Origin of the sequence: Ramlibacter sp. 2FC (assembly GCF_005503345.1) — a bacterium.
Classification (GTDB): domain Bacteria; phylum Pseudomonadota; class Gammaproteobacteria; order Burkholderiales; family Burkholderiaceae_C; genus SCMQ01.
This window is the reverse complement of sequence record NZ_SCMM01000042.1, coordinates 24,472-42,566: the sequence shown is the minus strand read 5'-3', so window position 1 is coordinate 42,566 and position 18,095 is coordinate 24,472. Positions and strand designations below refer to the sequence as shown.

Genomic DNA, 18,095 nt, shown 5'->3' with positions numbered 1-18,095 from the left:
ACCGGCACCGCCGCCGCCAGGAAGGCCGCCGCGAAGCTCGCGCTGGCCGTGTCCGTGTCCGTCGGCACACCGTCCGTCTCCGCGTCCTGCGTGGTCAGCGTGATGCCGCCGTCAGCCACCGCGCCCGCCGTCACGCTGGGCACGTCGTCGATGATTTCGATGGTGATCGCCGCGGGCGCAGAAGTCGCTGTGCCGTCGAAAGTCGTCAGGGTGAAGACATCGGTCTCCGTGCCATCCACATCCGTGGTCGTGCTCGTCAGCTCGTAGATGTAGCTGGCAACGCCGCCGCTGTAGGCCGTCACGGTCAGCGTGCCGTTCGCGCCGGCGAAGCTGTGACCCACCAGGCTGCCGATCGCTACCGTATCGCCGTTGATCGTCACGCTCTGGATGTCGTCCAGACCATCCGCATCCGACACCGTGAAGGTCCCGGACGCAAATTCGCTGTTCGCGCCCGCGTCGGACCCGATGATGGCCAGGCCGGACTCGAACACCAGGTCGTTGGCACCCCCAGGCTCACCACTGTTGGTCGTGATGATCGGCACGTCATTCGTGCCGGTGATGGTGATGGTGATGTCGGCGAGGTTGCTGAGGTTGGCGCCGTCAGTCACCCGGTACACATCGGGAAAGACCATGTTGATGGCTTCCCCATCGTCCAGCGCCTGCGCGGCGGCCTGCGTGGCCTCGTTCATCGTGAAGGTGTAGCCACCGGTCGCGCTGTTGAGGACCAGCGTGCCGTAGGCATTGGTCACGGTAACGGAGGGACCCACCACGGACAGCGTCTGGCCGTCCACGTCCGAGTCGTTGGGCAGTACGTTGCCCGAAACGGAGATCTGGTCTTCGGTCAGGCTGTTGGCATCGTCCACCGCCACAGGAGCGTGGTCGTCGTCGACGATGGTCACGGTCGCCGTGTCGTTGGTCAGCGTAGCCCCTATGGGATTGCTCAGGACGATGGTGAAGGTTTCATCACCTTCGACGAGAATGTCGCCGACGATGTTCTCGGTCACGAAAAAGCCGGTGTAGCCCGCAGGGATGGTGACCGTACCGGTAGTCGCGCCGTCGAAATAATCGGCCGGATGGCTCGCGGTGCCGGGCACGATGGTGTAGGTGACCGTCACGTCGGTCGTGGCGACCTGGTTCAGCGAGATCAGGAAGGTGACAGAATGTGCGTTTCCGTCGGACCCCTCCGGCACCCCCACCCCGGAAACGCCGCCCTGAATGATCTCGCCGGAGATCAGCCCCGGACCGCCCTGGCCCTGGCCCACCTGCGCGCCTATCGTGATGCCGACGCTGACCGTGGGTTCCTGGGTCTCCTCGGGAACGGCCTGAATATCCGGCTCGATCTCGGGCGCCGCGAAGCTGTAGTTGTAGGCCAGCGGCTCCAGCGGCTCGGTGATGCGCAGCAGGCGCACGAAGCTGTTGCCGCCGTCGGCGGCGCCGCCGGCACCGCCGCCCAGGCCGGCCGCCGCGGCCTCGAGTTCCTGGCTCAGGTCGCCGCCGCGCTCCAGGGCCTGGATCACGGCGTCGATGGCGGCAGGGGCGGCCACGGCGCTGTCCTGCGCGCTGGGGCGCTGGTCGGAGTCGGTCACCTGCTCGTCGAGCCGCACGCTCTGCGCCGGCGCGACACTGAGCAGGCGGCCGTCCTCCATCATGAGCTCGACCTGAACATCGCCCACGGTGCGCACGGTTTCGCCCTTCTGCAGGACGTCCCCCACTTTCAATGCACGGCTATTGCCCTGGGCGTCAACAGCAAAGACGGTGCCATTCCCCTTGATGGCAACGACGGTAGCAAACTGGGCCATGATGTTCTCCGGCTGATGGTTCGAGTTGTGGTCCGCACGCTCGAGGCGGCTTGCGAACCAAGTAGCTCAAGACTACTGCCGCCACCTGGGCTTGCCTATTGCACTTTGGTACAGGTTTGGGCCGGCGCAGACGGCTGGCGCCCCCCAAAACCGCTTCGGAAGGGCTGACGGGGGCGCAAAACCCCATCCCTGGGCAGAAAAAGCGCCGGCGGCGCCTTCAGATCAGCCCGTCGTCGCGCTCGTCGCCTTCGTCGGCCAGCAGCTTGAGGCGATGGGCCAGCTGGGCGCGGGTCTGGCGCCGCTGCAGCAGCTTGGCCTGCGCGGCCACCGGCAGGTCGGTGAACTGGATCACGCCGCGGTCGATCAGCACGTCGATCAGGTCCTCGGTGACGCGCCCCATGCCGGCGTCGGTCAGGCTCAGGGGGTTGGTCTCGCTGGCGACCCCGCGCAGGAAATGGTCCACGGCCGGATCGCCCGCCGGCGCCGCCTCCCAGCCGCCGGCCCGCGCCTCGTCCTCGCTCAGGGCTTGCCGGGTCAGGGCCACGATGCGGCCCTCGGCATCACGGCGGCATAGCAGGGGCGCGGCAGGGGATGACATCGTGAGGCTCTCCTTCTCGTTCATGCGGCTCGGTCGGTGGCCCCCGCGGTGGCGGCCAGGCGCAGGGCCAGCTGCAGGCGGTCGCGCACCCCCAGCTTGTCGAACACGGCGCCCAGATGCGCCTTGACGGTGCGCTCGGAGATGTGCAGCAGGGCCGCCACCTCCTTGTTGGAGCGGCCCGCCACGACGGCCCTGGCCACCTCGGCCTCGCGCGCCGACAGGCCCTCGAGGGCCGGCGCGGCCTCGGACGCGGCGACCTCCTCGTCCGGCGGATCCGCCCGGCGGGCCAGCGCCACGCGCGTGGCGCCGAGCAGGCGCTGGATCAGGCTGGGGCCGACCCACAGGCCGCCGTGGGCCACCACCAGCGCCACTTCCTGCAGCAGCTCGGGCACCGCATAGGCATGGGCATAGCCGCTCGCCCCCTCCTCCATGGCGCGCAGGCCCTCGCGGTCGTTCGGTTCGCTGGACAGCAGCACCACGCGCTCGGCGGGCCAGGCCTGCAGGATCTGGCGCAGGTGCGCATGCCAGCGCACATCGGCCGTGCTGAGCCAGACCAGGCGGCCGTCCCGCGCCGTGCTGCCCAGGCGGTCCATCAGGCCCGCCTCGGCTAGCGTCTGGCCACCGGGGAAGGCCTCGCGCCAGCGCGCCGGTACGCCGGCGCGCGAGGCCAGGAGGAAGTAGTGCCAGGTGTTCATCGCTCGGTCAGCGCGTTCGCCTTGGCCCGCAGCACGGGCTTGAGCAGGTAGGACAGCACGGTCTTCTTGCCAGTCAGGATGTCCACCTGGGCTACCATGCCCGGGATGATGGGCAGGCCGTCGCCCAGCTTGGGCTTGTGGGTGCGCACGCGCACCAAGTAGAAGGCATTGCCCTTCTCGTCGACCACGGTGTCGGCGCCGATGTTGATGAGCTCGGCATTCAGGCCGCCGTAGACGGCGTAGTCGTAGGCCGTGAACTTGACCACGGCCTGCTGGCCCGGCCGCAGGAAGGCGATGTCCTTGGGATTGACCTGGGCCTCGAGGATCAGGGTGTCGTCCAGCGGCACGATCTCGACCACCTCCTTGCCGGGCTGGACCACGCCACCCACGGTGTTGACCAGCAGGCGCTTGACGGTGCCGCGCACCGGCGACTTGATGTCGGCATGCTTGACCTTGTCCTCCAGCGCGCGCCCGCCCTGCGACAGCGAGGACAGCTTGCTCATGGTCTCGGACAGCTCGGCGCTCATCTCGTTGCGGTTGCTGAGCTGGACCTCGTCGATGCGGCGCTGCGCCTCCAGGATGGCGGCCTGCACGCGCAGGCTCTGGGCGCCGAGCTGGTCGCGGTCGCCGCGCAGGCGGGCCACGTCGCGCTCCAGGCGCAGCACCTCGACCTCGGACACGGCGCCGGTGGCGACCATGGGGCGCGTGGCGTTGAGCTCCCTGAGCGTGAGCTCCAGGCTGCGCTCGGCCTGCTCGCGCCGCGCACGCACCTCGTTGAGCTCCTGTTGGCGCTGGACCAGCTGGTTCTGCGAGATCGAGATCTGCGCCTGTATGCCTTCGCGCCGCGACATGTAGAGGCGCTGCTCCTGGGCCACCACGTCGGGCGCCTCCTTGAGCAGTTCGGGCGAGGGGTTGAACGGCTCGCCGCGCGTCAGCGCCTGCAGGCGCAGCGCCTTGGCCTGCAGGGACAGCTGGGCGGCCCGGCTTTCCAGCATGTTGGACATGAAGCGCGTGGGGTCGACGCGCAGCAGCAGCTGGCCGGCGTCCACCACCTGGCCCTCGCGCACGTCCAGCGACTCCACCACCCCGCCGTCCACGCTCTGGATCACCTGCACCTGGCTGGTCGGCACCACCTTGCCCAGGCCGCGCGTGACTTCGTCCACCTCGGCGAAGGCGGCCCACAGCAGCAGCAGCCCGATCACCACGGCCACGATGCGCAGCAGGCCGCGCGCGCGCAGCGGCTCCTGCTGCAGCACCGCCCAGTCGGCCTCGCTGCGCCAATCGAGCCGCTGCTCCACCTCCACCGGCGTCAGGCGCAGCACCAGGCTGCCGAACGCCCTCTGGGTGGCCTCGGTCAGGCGTTTGACCCAGCGCCCCAGCCGCTCAAACCATGCTTCGTTCAGCGCTGCCATCAGCTGGCCTTTCCGATGCGGCCCTGCTTCAGGGCAGTGACGACCTGCTCCTTCGGACCGTCGGCGACGATGCGCCCGTTGTCCATCACGATCAGGCGGTCGGCCAGGTCGAGCAGGGAGGTGCGGTGGCTGATGATCAGCACGGTCTTGCCCTGCGCGAACGCGGTCAGGCGGCGCTTGACGTCCTCCTCGCTGGAATGGTCCATCGAGGCCGTGGGTTCGTCGAGCAACAGTATGGGGGGATCGTTGATCACGGCGCGGGCGATCGCCACGCCCTGGCGCTGGCCGCCCGAAAGCGACTCGCCGCGCTCGCCGACCAGCATGTCGAAGCCCTGGGGATGGGCGTTCACCATGCCGATCAGGCCGGCCAGCTCGGCGGCCCGCACCACGGCGCGGTCGTCGGCCAGCGGCGCGCCCATGGTGATGTTGTCGCGCAGCGTGCCGTAGAACAGCATGACGTCCTGCTGCACGTAGCCGATCTGGCGCCGCAACTCGGCCGGGTCGAGCTGGCGCTGGTCGATGCCGTCGACCAGCACGGCACCCGAGCTCGGCCGGTACAGGCCGAGGATGAGCTTTTCCAGCGTGGTCTTGCCCGAGCCTATGCGCCCCAGGATGGCCACGCGCTCGCCGGGCTTGATGCTCAGGCTCACGTTGCGCAACGCGGGCTGGTGCTGGCCCGGGTAGGTGAAGCTCACGTCGCGGAATTCGATCGCGCCGCGCAGGTGGCCGCGGCTGATGAAGTTCGCGCCCTCGGGCCGCTCGACCTCGCTTTGCATCATGGTGTCGAGCGAGCTCAGCGCCGTGGCGGCCGTGTGGTACTGCACCAGCAGGCCCGCCACCGCACCCACCGGCGCCATGGCGCGCGAGGCCAGCATGGTGCAGGCGATCAGGCCGCCCATGGACAGCTCGCGCTCGGCGATCATGTAGACGCCCAGGATCACGATCACCATGTTGATGGTCTGCTGCACGAAGGCCGAGCCGTTGCTGGCGCTGGCCGACAGCAGGCGCAGCTGGGTCCCCACGCGCGCCAGCAGCACCGCGCTCTGCTCCCACTTGCGCTGGACCGGCGACTCGGCGCCCAGGGCCTTGATGGTCTCGAAGCCCACCAGGCCCTCGATCAGCGTGGCGTTGCGCTGGGCGCCGGCGCGGTAGGTGGTCTCGGCCAGCTCGTGCATGCGCCCCTGCACGGCCAGGGCGTAGAGCAGCATGACGATGCCGCCGAGCAGCAGCGGGATCAGCATGGGCCAGGCGATCCAGCCGATCACGATCATGAAGATCAGGCCGAACGGCAGGTCGATGAAGGCCGTCACGGTGGCCGAGCCTATGAAGTCGCGCACCGACTCGAAGGCGCGCAGGTTGGAAGCGAAGGAGCCCGCCGAGGCCGGCCGCTGCTCCATGCGCATGCCCAGCACGCGCTCCATGATGAAGGCCGAGAGCTTGACGTCCGAGCGGCTGCTGGCCAGGTCGATGAAGCGGCCGCGCAGCGTGCGCAGCACCAGGTCGCTCACCAGCATCAGCAGCAGGCCCAGCGACAGCACCCAGAGCGTGTCCACGGCCTGGTTGGGCACCACGCGGTCGTAGACGTTCATCACGAACAGCGGCATGCCCAGGGCGAACAGGTTGGCCAGCAGGGCCGCCAGCAGCACGTCGCGGTACAGCGGGTAGCTTTCGGCGATCACGCTCCAGAACCAGTGGCCGTGGCGTCCGCCGCTCACCTGGGGCGTGCGGGCGTCGAAGCGCAGCCTGGGCCGCAGGTAGATGGCCACGCCGGTGTAGTCGGCCGCCAGGTCGGCCAGGTCCACCGTGACCGGTGCGTCGCCGAGCTCGGGATAGACCACCCGGGCGGTGCGGCGGTCCTCGTTGAAACCCAGCAGCACGCAGGCCCGCTCTTCATGCAGCAGCAGGACGGCCGGCAGCAGCGCGGCGTTCAGGCGCTGCAGTTCCTTGCGCACCAGCTGGCTGCTGAGCTGCGCCCGCCGGGCGGCGCGGGCAAACAGGCCCGGGGTCAGGCGCTGGTGCTCGGCCGGCAGGCCGGCCATGACGGCGTCGCGCGTCAGGGCCTCGCCGTGGGCGCGCGCCACGATCAACAGGCAGGACAGTAACTCGTCGGGCTCCGCCACCACCATCGATGCGTGGTCCGGAACCCGGCTTTGCTCTTCGGACATTGGCCCCCCTGCAGTCCTCGATATGGCTACATACAGGGCAGAGTGTAACCAGTTATGTACGAATGACCGCGCTCAGTTCATGGCAACGAGTGGCCTCGAGCGGACGGCGGCCGCGCCTCGGCAGCCGCGTCCAGCAGCGCCGCCGGGTCCTCGGCGTCCAGCACGCGCTCGGACCAGGCGCGCAACTTGACGGTGTCGGCGCGCAGCACCTCCTGCTTGACAGCCAGTATCTGTGCCGGGTGCATGGAGAAGCTGCGCAGGCCCATGCCCAGCAGCAATCGGGTGAAGCCGATGTCGCCGGCCATCTCGCCGCACACGCTCACATGCTTGCCGCGCGCATTGCATTCGGAAATGGTGTCGGCCACCAGGCGCAGCACGGCCGGATGCAGGGGGTCGTAGAGGTGGGCCACCGACTCGTCGGCGCGGTCGATCGCCAGCGTGTACTGGATCAGGTCGTTGGTGCCTATCGAAAGAAAGTCGAAGTACTTGAGAAACAGCTTGAGCGTGAGCGCGGCGGCCGGGATCTCGATCATGGCGCCGAGCTTGAGCGGTCCGTAGGCCATGCCGCGCTGGTCGAGCTCGGCCCGCGCCTGATCCAGCAGGGCCAGGGTCTGGCGGATCTCGCTGCCGTGCGCCAGCATGGGGATCAGCAGGTGCACCTGGCCGTGCCCGGCCGCGCGCAGTATGGCGCGCAGCTGGGTCAGGAACATGGCCGGGTCGGCCAGGCTCCAGCGGATGGCGCGCAGGCCCAGGGCCGGGTTGAGGTGGGCGTCGTCGTGCCGGGTCTCGTCCAGCGGCTTGTCGGCGCCCACGTCCACCGTGCGTATGGTGACCGGCAGGCCCTCCATGCCCTCGACGGCGCGCCGGTAGGCCAGGTACTGCTCGTCCTCGTCGGGCAGCCGGCCCTGCCGGCCCATGAACAGGAATTCACTGCGGAACAGGCCCACGCCGACCGCGCCAGCCTTGAGCGCCCCGCCCGCGTCCTCGGGCATCTCGATGTTGGCCAGCAACTCGATGCGCTGCCCGTCCAGGGTCACGGCCGGGGTGTGGCGCAGGCGCGACAGGCGCTCGCGCTCGAGCTCGCCCTGGCGCTGCTTGAAGCCGTACTCGGCCAGGATGATGGGCGAAGGCGCGACGATCACCACGCCGGCGTCGCCGTCGATGATGAGCCAGTCGTCCTGGCGGATCAGCTGGCTGGCCCCGCGCGCGCCGACCACGGCCGGGATGTCCAGGCTGCGCGCGACGATGGCCGTGTGCGAGGTGCGCCCGCCCACGTCGGTCACGAAGCCGGCGAACACGCTCTGCTTGAACTGCAGCATGTCGGCCGGCGAGAGGTCGTGCGCCACCAGCACCAGCGGCACGTCCATGGTGTCCTCCAGCAGCAGGTCCTGCTGGCGCCGCGGGCGCGGCAGCGCGGCCACCACCGGGGAGGCCGCACCCTTCATGTGGCGCAGCACGCGCTCGACCACCTGCTCCAGGTCGGCCTTGCGCTCGCGCAGGTACTCGTCCTCCATCTCGTCGAACTGGCGCGCGATCATCTCGAGCTGGGTGGTCAGCGCCCATTCGGCGTTGTAGAGCCTCTCCTTGATCCAGTGCTTGACGCCGCCGGTCAGGGTCTCGTCCTGCATCAGCATCAGGTGCACGTCGAGCAGCGCGGTCAGCTCGGGCGGCGCGTCCTTGGGCATGTCGTGCTGCAGCCGCTGCAGCTCGTCGACCACGGCGTTGCGGCCCCGGCGCACGCGCTCGATCTCGGCCTCCACCTGGTCGGGCTCGATGAAATAGTGCGCCACGTCCACGCGGCTGGACGCCACCAGCACGGCGCGCCCGATGGCGATGCCGCGGGCGACGGGAAGACCGTGGACGGAAAAAGTCATAGCTCTGTCTCTCTCACTCGCCTTCGCCAAACTTGTCGGCCATCAGCGCCAGCAGCGCATCCATGGCCTCCTGCTCACGCTCGCCGTCGGTTTCCAGCGTGACCACGCTGCCCAGGCCGGCCGCCAGCATCATCACGCCCATGATGCTCTTGGCGTTCACGCGCCGCTCGCCCCTGGAAATCCAGATCTCGCAGGGGAAGCCGCCAGCCAGCTTGGTCAGCTTGGCCGAGGCACGGGCATGCAGGCCCAGTTTATTGCTGATGGTCGTATCGTTCTTGATCATGGTTTTTTCTGGGCTGGTTCTGCGGCGCCGTGACAGCCGCCTGCATGATGCCCTGGGTGCCGCCCGCGAGGGCGCGGGCCACCAGCGCCTCCAGCGCCTCGTGCCGGTAGCTCACGCTGCGCAACAGCATCGGCAGGTTGACCCCGGTCACCAGCCGGGTATGCAGGCCGTCGACCAGCTTCTGCGCCACGTTGCAGGGCGTGGCGCCGAACACGTCGGTCAGCACCAGCGCCTGAGGCGCGTCGAGCTGGCTCAGCGCAATGCGTGCCGCCGCCAGGGTCTCCTCGGGCGGGGCGTTGGGCTGCACGTCCAGCGCCAGCACCTCGCGGCCGCAGTCCGGAAACACGTGCAGCGCACACAGGCGCAGCGCATGGGCCAGCGGCGCATGGGCGATGATGAGGATGCCGTTCATAGAGTCCGATTATCGGGTTTCACCGCCACGAAGTGGCCATAGGCGGCCAGACAGCCCAGTGCGAACAGCCCCAGCGCCGCCTGGAAGGCCGCGGCCTCGGCCAGCCCCGCGGCGCGGAACAGGTCGATCGCGACACCGATGCCCCACTGCATCACGAACACGCCGGCGAAGATCACCAGGTTGTAGGCCGACAGGGCCCGCCCGGCCAGCGCCGGCGGAAAGGCCATGGCCACGGCGGGCTGGGCCAGCGACATGAAGCTGCTGCTCACGCAGTACATGGCCAGCAGGGCGGCGGCCCCCGTTTCTGCCGCCGGACCGGCCAGGGCCAGCGCAGCCAGCAGCACGAAGCTCAGCGGCATGCCGCGCGCGATCAGGCGCTCGGCCGTCAGCCCGCGGCGCGCCAGCCCCGGCATCACCATACCCCAGCCCCAGAACGTGACCAGCATGGCCAGGTTGAGCCAGAACAGGCCGGTGGCCGCGGCCAGCGGCGTGAAGCCTGCCACCTTGACCATCCAGGGCCCGGCCCAGAGGGTCTGGATCGCGACCATGCCGCCGTAGTTGACGAAACCGATCGGCACCATGCGCCTGAAGCAGGGGTGGCGCCAGACCGCGCCGTAGCCGGCCGGCTCGGCCGATGGCGCCGCCCCAGCACCGGCCGGCAAGACGGCCCAGCGCGGCACCTTCCAGGCGATCAGGGCCATGGCCAGCAGCATCAGCGCCGCCAGGCCCCAGAACAGCGGCCGCCAGCCCAGGCGCGGCAGCAGCCACTGCACCGGCAGCGTCGAGGCCAGCATGCCGAAGGAACCGGTCATCAGCATCCAGGAGTTGGCCCGCAGCTGGGCGCTGGCATCGAGCCAGCGGCGGTAGCCGGTCAGCGGCGCCATCAGGCAGGCGCTCACGCCCACGCCGCACAGCACGCGCGCGGCCAGCAGGGCCGGGAAGCTGCCGGCGGCCGAGAAGGCCAGGCAGCCGAGCACGGCCACGGCCAGGAAGGCCAGGATCACGCGCTTCGGGCCATGCCGGTCCAGCCATTGGCCCAGCGGCAGCTGGGTCAGGGCAAAGCCGAGGAAGTAGCCGCCGGCCAGCAGGCCGAGCTCGCGCGCGTTGAGCGCGAACTCCTGCGTCAGCACCGGCGACAGGGTGGCCGTGACCGCGCGCACCAAGGCCGAGAAGAAATAGGCGAAGGCGAAAGCCAGGAACACCACGATGGCGGTGCGGCGCGGCAGCAGCGCCAAGCTCATGGCAGGCGCAGGCCCGAGAAGAAGGTGTCGGCCAGCTCGGAAGACAGCGTGTCGGCGTAGACCACGGCATGCACCAGCTGCACGCCCGAGCCGCTGGCCTGGGCCAGCCAGACCGCCTGGGCCTGGACGGCGCGGCCGTCCGGCCGCTGCCCGCGCGCCGTCACGCGCAGCGACTCGCGCAGCGGCAGGCTGCCGGGCGGCTGGAACGGCGCCTCGGCGACGGCGCCTGCGTGCATGTTGGCCAGCGTGGCCTGCTTCCAGCCGGCCAGGGCTGCGCCGGCGACCTTGGCATCGTCGAGCCGGGCCAGCATCACGGCGAAGGTGGCGCCGCCGGTCTCGCAGCCGGCCATCTGCAGCGTCACGGGCGCCTGGCCCATGACCACCTCGCGCGTGCCGCGGTCGGGCTTGCAGGGCAGCAGGGCCAGCGGCGTGGCGGGGTCGAAGCGGACCTCGCGCCAATCGAAAGTGGGACTGCAGGCCGCCAGCCACAGCGGCAAGGCCAGTAGAAGCAAACGCATGGACCGATTATCGGCCGGGATTTTTCGCGACAATGCGCCGATGAACGCATTGCAAGGCATACGCATCCTCGACCTGTCCCGCGTGCTGGCCGGCCCCTGGTGCACCCAGACCCTGGCCGACCTCGGCGCCGACGTGATCAAGATCGAGCGCCCCGGCTGCGGCGACGACACGCGCGGCTGGGGCCCGCCCTTCCTGAAGGACGACGCGGGCCAGGACACGGCCGAGGCGGCCTACTACCTGGGCGCCAACCGCAACAAGCGCTCGGTGACCTGCGACATCGCCCAGCCGGCCGGCCAGGCGCTGGTACGCGAACTGGTCCGCCACTGCGACGTGTTCATAGAGAACTTCAAGGTCGGCGACATGGCGCGCTACGGCCTGGACTACGACAGCCTCAGGGCCATACAGCCGCGCCTTGTCTACTGCAGCGTGACCGGCTTCGGCCAGACCGGCCCCTACCGCGAGCGCGCCGGCTACGATTACGCGATCCAGGGCATGGGCGGGCTGATGAGCATCACCGGCGAGCGCGACGACCTCGTGGGCGAGAGCGGCCACAAAGTGGCCGGGGGCCCGCAGAAGGTGGGCGTGGCCGTGGCCGACCTGTTCACCGGCATGTACGCCAGCGTGGCCATCCTGGCGGCGCTGCGCCATGCCGAGCGCACGGGCGAAGGCCAGCACGTCGACATGGCCCTGCTCGACACCCAGGTTGCGATGCTGGCCAACCTGGGCGCCAACTACCTGGTCAGCGGCAAGACGCCGGGCCGGGTCGGCAACGCGCACCAGAACATCGTGCCCTACCAGGTGTTCGAGGTTGCGCCGGCCGCGGACGGCAGCAAGGACCACCTGATCCTGGCCGTGGGCAACGACGGGCAGTTTGCCAAGTTCTGCGAAGTGGCCGGGCAGCCCGAGCTCGCGGTGGACCCGCGCTACTCGAAGAATGCCGACCGGGTGCGCAACCGCGCCGAGCTGGTGCCCCTGCTCGAAGCGATCATGAAGACCCGCGCCAAGGCCGACTGGCTGGCCGCGCTGGAGGCGGCCAAGGTGCCCTGCGGCGCGATCAACAACCTGGCCGAGGTGTTCGCCGACCCCCAGGTGTGCGAGCGCGGCATGGTCACGCACTGGGCGCACCCGCTGCGCCAGGAGTTGGCCCTGGTGTCCAGCCCGATCAAGCTCAGCGCCACGCCGGTGCGCACCGACCTGCCGCCGCCCCTCTTGGGCCAGCACACCGACGAGGTGCTGCGCGAGCTGCTGGGCTGGCCCGAGGACCGGGTGGCGGCGCTGCGCCAGCAGGGGGTTCTGTGATGACCAACTTCCTGCTCGTGCACGGTGCCTGGCATGGCGCCTGGTGCTGGCGCCGCGTCAGCGAGGCCCTGGTGCGCGCCGGCCACCGCGCCCATGCCGTGACCCTGACCGGCGTAGGCGAGCGCTCACATCTCCTGAATCCATCCATAGACCTGGAAACCCATATCGCCGATGTGATCGCCGCGCTCGAGGCCGAGGAACTGGACGACGCCGTGCTGGCCGTGCACTCCTATGCGGGCATGCTCGGCACGGCCGTGGCCGACCGCCTGCCGGGCCGGCTGCGCCACCTGGTCTATGTGGACGCCGTCGTGCCCAAGCCCGGCGAGAGCTGGGGCAGCACCCATGCCAGTGCCACGCGCCAGGCGCGCCTGGCGGCCGCGGCGGCCTCGCCCGACCGCAGCTTCCCGGCCCCGGACCCGGCCGTGTTCGGCCTGTCCGAGGCCGACCATGCCTGGGTAAAGCGCCGCCAGACCCCGCATCCCGGCGCCACCTACGAGGCGCCGCTGTCCTTCGACCCCCAGCGGGTGGCGCGCACGCCGCGGACCTTCGTCAATTGCATACACCCCGCGCTGGCGACCATAGACGCGATCCGCCCGCGCGTGACCGACCCGAAGTTCTGGGATGGCGCCTGGCTGCCGGGCTCGCGCGTCGTGACGCTGGAGACCGGCCACGACCCCATGATCAGCGCGCCCGAGGCCCTGACTGGGGTGCTGCTGGACTGCGCCGCCTGAGGGCCCGGCAGGCGCGGGGCGAACTTTTTGCGCGCGGACGACTCCCTCCTTGCTGGCCCATGATCCGCCGGGGCGGATCACTGGGAAATTCCTTCGCCATTAGACTGGTGCAGATCGACGGTTCTGCGCGTGAACAAATGAAACGAATCTGGATGGGTGCCGCTGCGGCGGCCGTGGTGCTGGCCCTGGCCGCCGGTATGTTCCTGGGCTCGGGCTCGCAGGCCGCGCCCGAGTCCACCTTCGTGCTGCTCGACGGCTCCAAGAAAAGCACGGCCGACCTCAAGGGCAAGGTCACCCTGGTGAACTTCTGGGCCACCAGCTGCGTGACCTGCGTCGCCGAGATGCCCAAGGTGATCGCCACCTACGAGAAGTACAAGTCGCGCGGCTACGACACCCTGGCCGTGGCCATGAGCTACGACCCGCCGACCTACGTGGTGAACTTCGCCCAGACGCGCCAGCTGCCCTTCCCGGTGGCGATCGACAACACCGGCGCGGTGGCCAAGGCCTGGGGCGAAGTGCAGCTGACCCCAACGACCTACATCGTCAACAAGCGCGGCGAGATCGTCAAACGCTACGTGGGCGAGCCCGATTTCGCCGAACTGCACCAGCTGATCGAGGCCCTGCTGGCGCAGACCTGAGCATGGCACCCGCGCCGCAGCGCCCGCGCCATGAAAGCCTCACTGGCTGGTGAAGGCGTCGTGACAAGCCTTGCAAGCGTCGCGTGCCGGGCCGTAGGCGGCCTTCAGCTGGTCCAGGTTGCCGGTCTTGGCGGCCGCGGCGAGCTTGACGACCTCGCCCTGCATCTTGTCCCCCAGTTCCTTGAAGCGGGCCTGCTCGGTCCAGATCGCCGGCTTGGCGTCGGTGGGCGCCCCCTTGTCCGTGCCCGGCCCGAAGGCGATCCAGGGCAGCTTGGACAGCATGACCACGAGCTCGGCGTTGTCTGCCGCCAGCTTGGCGTCGTAGGGCATGCGCCCGCTGGCCATCGCGCCTATGGTGCCGTAGAACGCGCGGCCCTGTACCGTCATCACGCTCTGGCGGTACTTGATCGCCGCCTCGGGCGTGCGAAACTGGGCCTGGGCCGGCGTCACGAGGACGGTGGCCAGGGTGGCCAGCGCGATCAAGGCAGTGTTCTTCATCTTCAAGCGATTCCTTCGCAAGTTGGGAAACACGTGGCAACTGCCGGTGGACCCATTCTGGCGCAAAAGTTCCCCGGCCCGCCCAGGCGCATGAGGCCCGGGACCGACGAGAGACATCCAGCATGAACACCCTTCGCATCTGGGACCTGCCCACCCGGCTGTTCCACTGGGCCCTGGTCGCCTGCTTCTTCGGCCTCTTCATCACCGGCAAGCGTGGCGGCGACGCCATGGAATGGCATTTCCGGTTCGGCTACACCATGGCCAGCCTGCTGCTGTTCCGCCTGGCCTGGGGCCTGGTCGGCGGCCGCTGGTCGCGCTTTGCCGCCTTCCTCTATCCGCCGCGCGCCCTGCTCGCCCAGTTGCGCGGCAATCCTGCCCCCGAGCACTCGGCGGGGCACAGCCCGTTGGGCGCGGCTTCGGTGCTCGCGATGCTGCTGTTTCTGCTGGCCCAGGTGGGCACGGGGCTGTTCAGCGAGGACAAGGGCGAGGCCTTCGGCCCGCTCAGCGCCCTGGTCTCCGGCGCCACGGTGCGCCTGGCCACCGGCTACCACAAGAACATAGGGCAACTCGTGCTGCTGGCCCTGGTGCTGCTGCACCTCGCGGCGATCGCCTACTACCAGCTCCGCCTGCACCGCAACCTGGTCAAGCCCATGATCACCGGCGACAAGCGGCTGGCCGAGCCTGTGCCTGCCTCGCGTGACGATGCCTGGTCGCGCCTGGCGGCCGCCGCCCTGCTGCTGGCCAGTGCGGCCCTGGTGGGCTGGGTCGTCCAGCTCGGCGGTTGAGCCTTCCGGCCCTGAAAGACGATAAACTTTGGAAGCCATCATCGCCACCCGCCCTTGGACAAGCCCCAGATCGAGCTGATCAGCGCCTCCAGCCCCGAGCAGCTGCAGGCCACCCGAGAGATTTTCGAGGAGTACGCGCGCTCGCTCGACGTCGACCTGTGCTTCCAGCAGTTCGACGAGGAACTGGCCGGCCTGCCCGGTGAATACGCCGCGCCACGTGGCGCCCTGCTGCTGGCCCTGGTGGATGGCACCGTCGCGGGCTGCTGCGCCCTGCGGCCACTGGACACCGTGGACTACCCGAACGCGAGCGAGATGAAGCGCCTGTACGTACGCAAGGCCTTTCGCGGCTTCGGCCTGGGCCGCCAGCTGGCCGAGGCCACGCTGGACGCCGCGCGCCGGGCCGGCTATGGCTGCGTGCTGCTGGACACGCTGGACGAGATGGAGGCGGCCCGCGCGCTCTACGAGGAGCTGGGCTTCGCCGAGATTCCGCCCTACTACCACAACCCGGTGGCGGGCGCCCACTACCTCAAGGTCGAGATCGACTAGGCCGAACTTTGATCAACTGATTCGGCCGTAATCCAGCAACGACGCGGGTTACGGCCATTTTCTTGTCCGGGTTTGTACCCATGTAAATTCGCAATTTCGTTCTTGAATTTCCTATGAACATCGCCTATCAATGAGGCCATGTACATTGAGTCGATTCCCAACCGCGACTCGCCTCCGGCCATCCTGCTGCGCGAGTCCTGGCGCGAGGACGGCAAGGTCCGCAAGCGCACCCTGGCCAACCTGTCTTGCCTGTCGCCCGAGGTCGTCGAGGGGCTGAAGGTGCTGCTGCGCGGCGGCGTGGCCGTACCCAGCGCCGAGGAGGTCTTCGCCATCGAGCGGTCGCTGCCGCACGGCCATGTGGCCGCCGTGTTGGGTAGCGCCCGAGGCTGCGGGGCGACGAACTGGTTCGCCTCGGCGCCCAAAGACTTGCAGCCAGTGCTGCTGGCCATGCTGGTGGCGCGCGTGCTCGAGCCGGCATCCAAGCTGGCCACGCACCGCATGCTGCACGACGACACGGCCACCTCCTCGCTGGGCCGGATGCTGGGCGTGGGGCAGTGCTCGGCCGATGAGCTGTACCGGGCGCTGGACTGGCTGCATGAGGCGCAGCCGGCCATCGAGCGGCGCCTGGCGCGCCAGCACCTGGTGGGCTCCACGCTGGTGCTGTACGACCTGACCTCGACCTGGCTGACCGGGCGCTGCTGCGAGCTGGCCGCGCGGGGCCATTCGCGCGACGGCAAGCGCGATGATCCTCAGATTGTCTTCGGCCTGATCTGCACGGCCGAAGGCTGCCCGATCGCGGTGGAGGTGTTCCCCGGCAACACGGCCGACCCGGCCACGGTGGCCGCGCAGGTGGCCAAGCTCAAGGAGCGCTTTGGCATCGAGCGTGTCGCCTGGGTGGGCGACCGCGGCATGCTGACTTCGGCGCGCATCGAGCAGGTGCTCAGGCCCCAGGGCATGGACTGGGTCAGCTCCCTGCGCGCCCCGCAGATCGCGCAACTGGCCGCCGAGCATGGCCCCTTCCAGCCCTCTTTGTTCGACGAGCGCAACCTGATCGAGCTGACCAGCGGGCATTTCCCCGGCGAGCGCCTGGTGGTGTGCCGCAACCCGGCGCTGGCCGAGGAGCGCTCTCGCAAGCGCGGCGAGTTGCTGGCCGCCACCGAGGCCGATCTGGCGAAGATCGCCGCAGCGACCCAGCGAGCGCGCAACCCGCTGCGCGGCCAGCAGGCGATTGCGCTGCGCGTGGGGCGCGTGATCGAGCGCTTCCACATGGCCAAGCACTTCGATCTCACGATCACCCACACGGCGCTGACCTGGCGCCGCAAGGAGGAGGCTATTTGCCAGGAGGCGGCGCTCGACGGCCTGTACGTGATCCGCACCAGCCTGGCTGCCGCGCAGCTCGATGCAGCGGCAGCGGTCGCCGCCTACAAGAGCCTGGCCCAGGTGGAGCGGGCGTTTCGCTCGATGAAGACGGTGGACCTGCAGGTGCGCCCGGTCTTCCACTACAGCGAGCAGCGCGTGCGCGCGCATGTGTTCCTGTGCATGCTGGCCTACTACGTGGAGTGGCACATGCGCGCTCGCTTGAAGCCGATGCTGTTCGATGACGAGTACCTCGACGAGGCGAGCGCGAGTCGCGCCTCGCCGGTGCTCAAGGCGCAGCGCTCCGAGCATGCCCGCGCCAAGGACGCGAGCAAGCGCGCCGATGACGGCTTGCCGCTGCACAGCTTCAGGACGCTGCTCAAGGACCTGGGCACGCTGGCCTACAACATCACGCACACCAGCCCGAACCCGAACGCCAAGATCGTCATCACGACCCGGCCCACGCCGCTTCAGGCCAAGGCCTTCCAGTTGCTCGGCCTGAACCCGGCCTGTACCCAGTAGGCCACCCTCTTCGCGCGCGAAAATCCAGCGCGATCAACTACTTACGTCGGGTCAATCGTCAAAGTTCGGACTAGGGCCGCCAAAGAAAAAGGGCGGCCCATCGCCGCCCTTGGAGACCGGTGAACGCTCTTCAGCCCTTGGCTTGGCCCAGCAGCGTCGCCGCGTCGCTGACCTCGAACTTGCCCGGGCCTTCGACGTTGAGCGCGACCACCTTGCCGTCCTTGACCAGCATGGAGTAGCGGTTGCTGCGCAGGCCCAGGCCCTTGCCCGTCAGGTCCAGCGTCAGGCCCACGGCCTTGGCGAAGGCGGCGTCGCCGTCGGCCAGCATGCGCACCTTGCTGCCGGTCTTCTGGTCGCGCGCCCAGGCGCCCATCACGAAGGCGTCGTTGACGCTCAGGCACCAGATTTCATGAACGCCGGCGGCCTTGAAGGCATCGTGCTGCTCCACATAGCCCGGCACATGCTTGGCCGAACAGGTGGGCGTGAAGGCGCCGGGCAGCGCGAACAGCGCGATGGTCTTGCCGGCCGTGGCCTTGCTTACGTCGACCGGGTTCGGGCCGATGCTGCAGCCTTCGCCCTCGACTTCGGAATACTCCATCAGCGTGACGGCGGGCAGGGTGTCTCCGACTTTGATCATGAATCTCTCCTGGACAGGTGGTGAAAAAAGAAAAAGGCCGGCGCGTTCGATCGCCGCCCCAAAAGAAAAACGACCCACATTGTGG

General features: G+C 69.3%; 18 protein-coding genes. 6 read left to right on the top strand and 12 right to left on the bottom strand.

All coding sequences use genetic code 11. The features are described 5' to 3' along the window. From FFS10_RS17035 to FFS10_RS16990, 10 genes are all read right to left on the bottom strand, one after another. Positions 1 to 1,799: retention module-containing protein (locus FFS10_RS17035; protein WP_137895669.1), on the bottom strand; the 1,799-nt coding region annotated here is incomplete at its 3' end. Positions 1,800 to 2,016: 217 nt separating this feature from the next. After that, positions 2,017 to 2,397, bottom strand: coding sequence for a hypothetical protein (locus tag FFS10_RS23570; protein ID WP_249931331.1), 381 nt, complete (start codon positions 2,395 to 2,397; stop codon positions 2,017 to 2,019). A 20-nt stretch (positions 2,398 to 2,417) separates the two neighbouring features. Then, positions 2,418 to 3,092: a LuxR C-terminal-related transcriptional regulator gene (locus FFS10_RS17025; protein WP_137895668.1), complete on the bottom strand. Its 675-nt coding sequence runs from the start codon at positions 3,090 to 3,092 to the stop codon at positions 2,418 to 2,420. Beyond that, positions 3,089 to 4,504 carry an HlyD family type I secretion periplasmic adaptor subunit gene (locus FFS10_RS17020; protein WP_137895667.1) on the bottom strand — a complete coding sequence of 472 codons (1,416 nt, stop codon included), beginning with the start codon at positions 4,502 to 4,504 and terminating at the stop codon, positions 3,089 to 3,091. Before FFS10_RS17020 ends, FFS10_RS17025 begins: the two co-directional genes overlap by 4 nt. After that, positions 4,504 to 6,669, bottom strand: coding sequence for a type I secretion system permease/ATPase (locus tag FFS10_RS17015; protein ID WP_137895666.1), 2,166 nt, complete (start codon positions 6,667 to 6,669; stop codon positions 4,504 to 4,506). The genes FFS10_RS17020 and FFS10_RS17015 overlap by 1 nt, the downstream gene beginning before the upstream one ends. 77 nt (positions 6,670 to 6,746) lie before the next feature. Next, positions 6,747 to 8,543 (bottom strand): phosphoenolpyruvate--protein phosphotransferase, encoded by a 1,797-nt coding sequence (ptsP, locus tag FFS10_RS17010; RefSeq protein WP_137895665.1) that lies wholly within the window; start codon positions 8,541 to 8,543, stop codon positions 6,747 to 6,749. 13 nt (positions 8,544 to 8,556) lie between these two features. After that, positions 8,557 to 8,826 (bottom strand): HPr family phosphocarrier protein, encoded by a 270-nt coding sequence (locus tag FFS10_RS17005; protein WP_137895664.1) that lies wholly within the window; start codon positions 8,824 to 8,826, stop codon positions 8,557 to 8,559. Continuing rightward, positions 8,795 to 9,238 (bottom strand): PTS sugar transporter subunit IIA, encoded by a 444-nt coding sequence (locus FFS10_RS17000; protein ID WP_137895663.1) that lies wholly within the window; start codon positions 9,236 to 9,238, stop codon positions 8,795 to 8,797. Before FFS10_RS17000 ends, FFS10_RS17005 begins: the two co-directional genes overlap by 32 nt. Further along, positions 9,235 to 10,479, bottom strand: a complete 1,245-nt coding sequence (locus FFS10_RS16995; RefSeq protein WP_137895662.1) for an MFS transporter — start codon at positions 10,477 to 10,479, stop codon at positions 9,235 to 9,237. Before FFS10_RS16995 ends, FFS10_RS17000 begins: the two co-directional genes overlap by 4 nt. Further along, a complete protein-coding gene (locus tag FFS10_RS16990; protein ID WP_137895661.1) occupies positions 10,476 to 10,997 on the bottom strand; it encodes a hypothetical protein in 522 nt (173 codons plus the stop codon). Before FFS10_RS16990 ends, FFS10_RS16995 begins: the two co-directional genes overlap by 4 nt. 40 nt (positions 10,998 to 11,037) lie before the next feature. Between FFS10_RS16990 and FFS10_RS16985 the strand changes: the two genes are divergently transcribed. The 3 genes from FFS10_RS16985 (at position 11,038) to FFS10_RS16975 (ending at position 13,666) form a co-directional block, all read left to right on the top strand. Next, on the top strand, positions 11,038 to 12,297 hold the full coding sequence (locus FFS10_RS16985; protein WP_137895660.1) for a CaiB/BaiF CoA transferase family protein: 1,260 nt from the start codon (positions 11,038 to 11,040) through the stop codon (positions 12,295 to 12,297). Next, entirely contained in the window at positions 12,297 to 13,028 is a 732-nt protein-coding gene (locus FFS10_RS16980) for an alpha/beta fold hydrolase (protein ID WP_137895659.1), read from the top strand. Before FFS10_RS16985 ends, FFS10_RS16980 begins: the two co-directional genes overlap by 1 nt. A 152-nt stretch (positions 13,029 to 13,180) precedes the next feature. Beyond that, a complete protein-coding gene (locus FFS10_RS16975) occupies positions 13,181 to 13,666 on the top strand; it encodes a TlpA family protein disulfide reductase (protein WP_502702882.1) in 486 nt (161 codons plus the stop codon). 39 nt (positions 13,667 to 13,705) lie between these two features. On the opposite strand, the gene FFS10_RS16970 is transcribed toward FFS10_RS16975, so the two are convergent. Continuing rightward, positions 13,706 to 14,164, bottom strand: coding sequence for a c-type cytochrome (locus tag FFS10_RS16970; protein WP_137895657.1), 459 nt, complete (start codon positions 14,162 to 14,164; stop codon positions 13,706 to 13,708). 122 nt (positions 14,165 to 14,286) lie between these two features. Here FFS10_RS16970 and FFS10_RS16965 point away from each other — a divergent pair, with 122 nt between their 5' ends. The 3 genes from FFS10_RS16965 (at position 14,287) to FFS10_RS16955 (ending at position 17,373) form a co-directional block, all read left to right on the top strand. Beyond that, on the top strand, positions 14,287 to 14,949 hold the full coding sequence (locus FFS10_RS16965; RefSeq protein ID WP_137895656.1) for a cytochrome b/b6 domain-containing protein: 663 nt from the start codon (positions 14,287 to 14,289) through the stop codon (positions 14,947 to 14,949). A 54-nt stretch (positions 14,950 to 15,003) separates the two neighbouring features. After that, on the top strand, positions 15,004 to 15,495 hold the full coding sequence (locus FFS10_RS16960; protein WP_137895655.1) for a GNAT family N-acetyltransferase: 492 nt from the start codon (positions 15,004 to 15,006) through the stop codon (positions 15,493 to 15,495). A 138-nt stretch (positions 15,496 to 15,633) separates the two neighbouring features. Beyond that, positions 15,634 to 17,373 carry an IS1634 family transposase gene (locus tag FFS10_RS16955; RefSeq protein WP_137895654.1) on the top strand — a complete coding sequence of 580 codons (1,740 nt, stop codon included), beginning with the start codon at positions 15,634 to 15,636 and terminating at the stop codon, positions 17,371 to 17,373. Between the two features lie 130 nt (positions 17,374 to 17,503). Here the strand turns inward: FFS10_RS16955 and FFS10_RS16950 are convergent, their stop codons facing one another. Next, a complete protein-coding gene (locus FFS10_RS16950) occupies positions 17,504 to 18,010 on the bottom strand; it encodes a peroxiredoxin (RefSeq protein WP_137895653.1) in 507 nt (168 codons plus the stop codon). Positions 18,011 to 18,095: the final 85 nt, after the last annotated feature.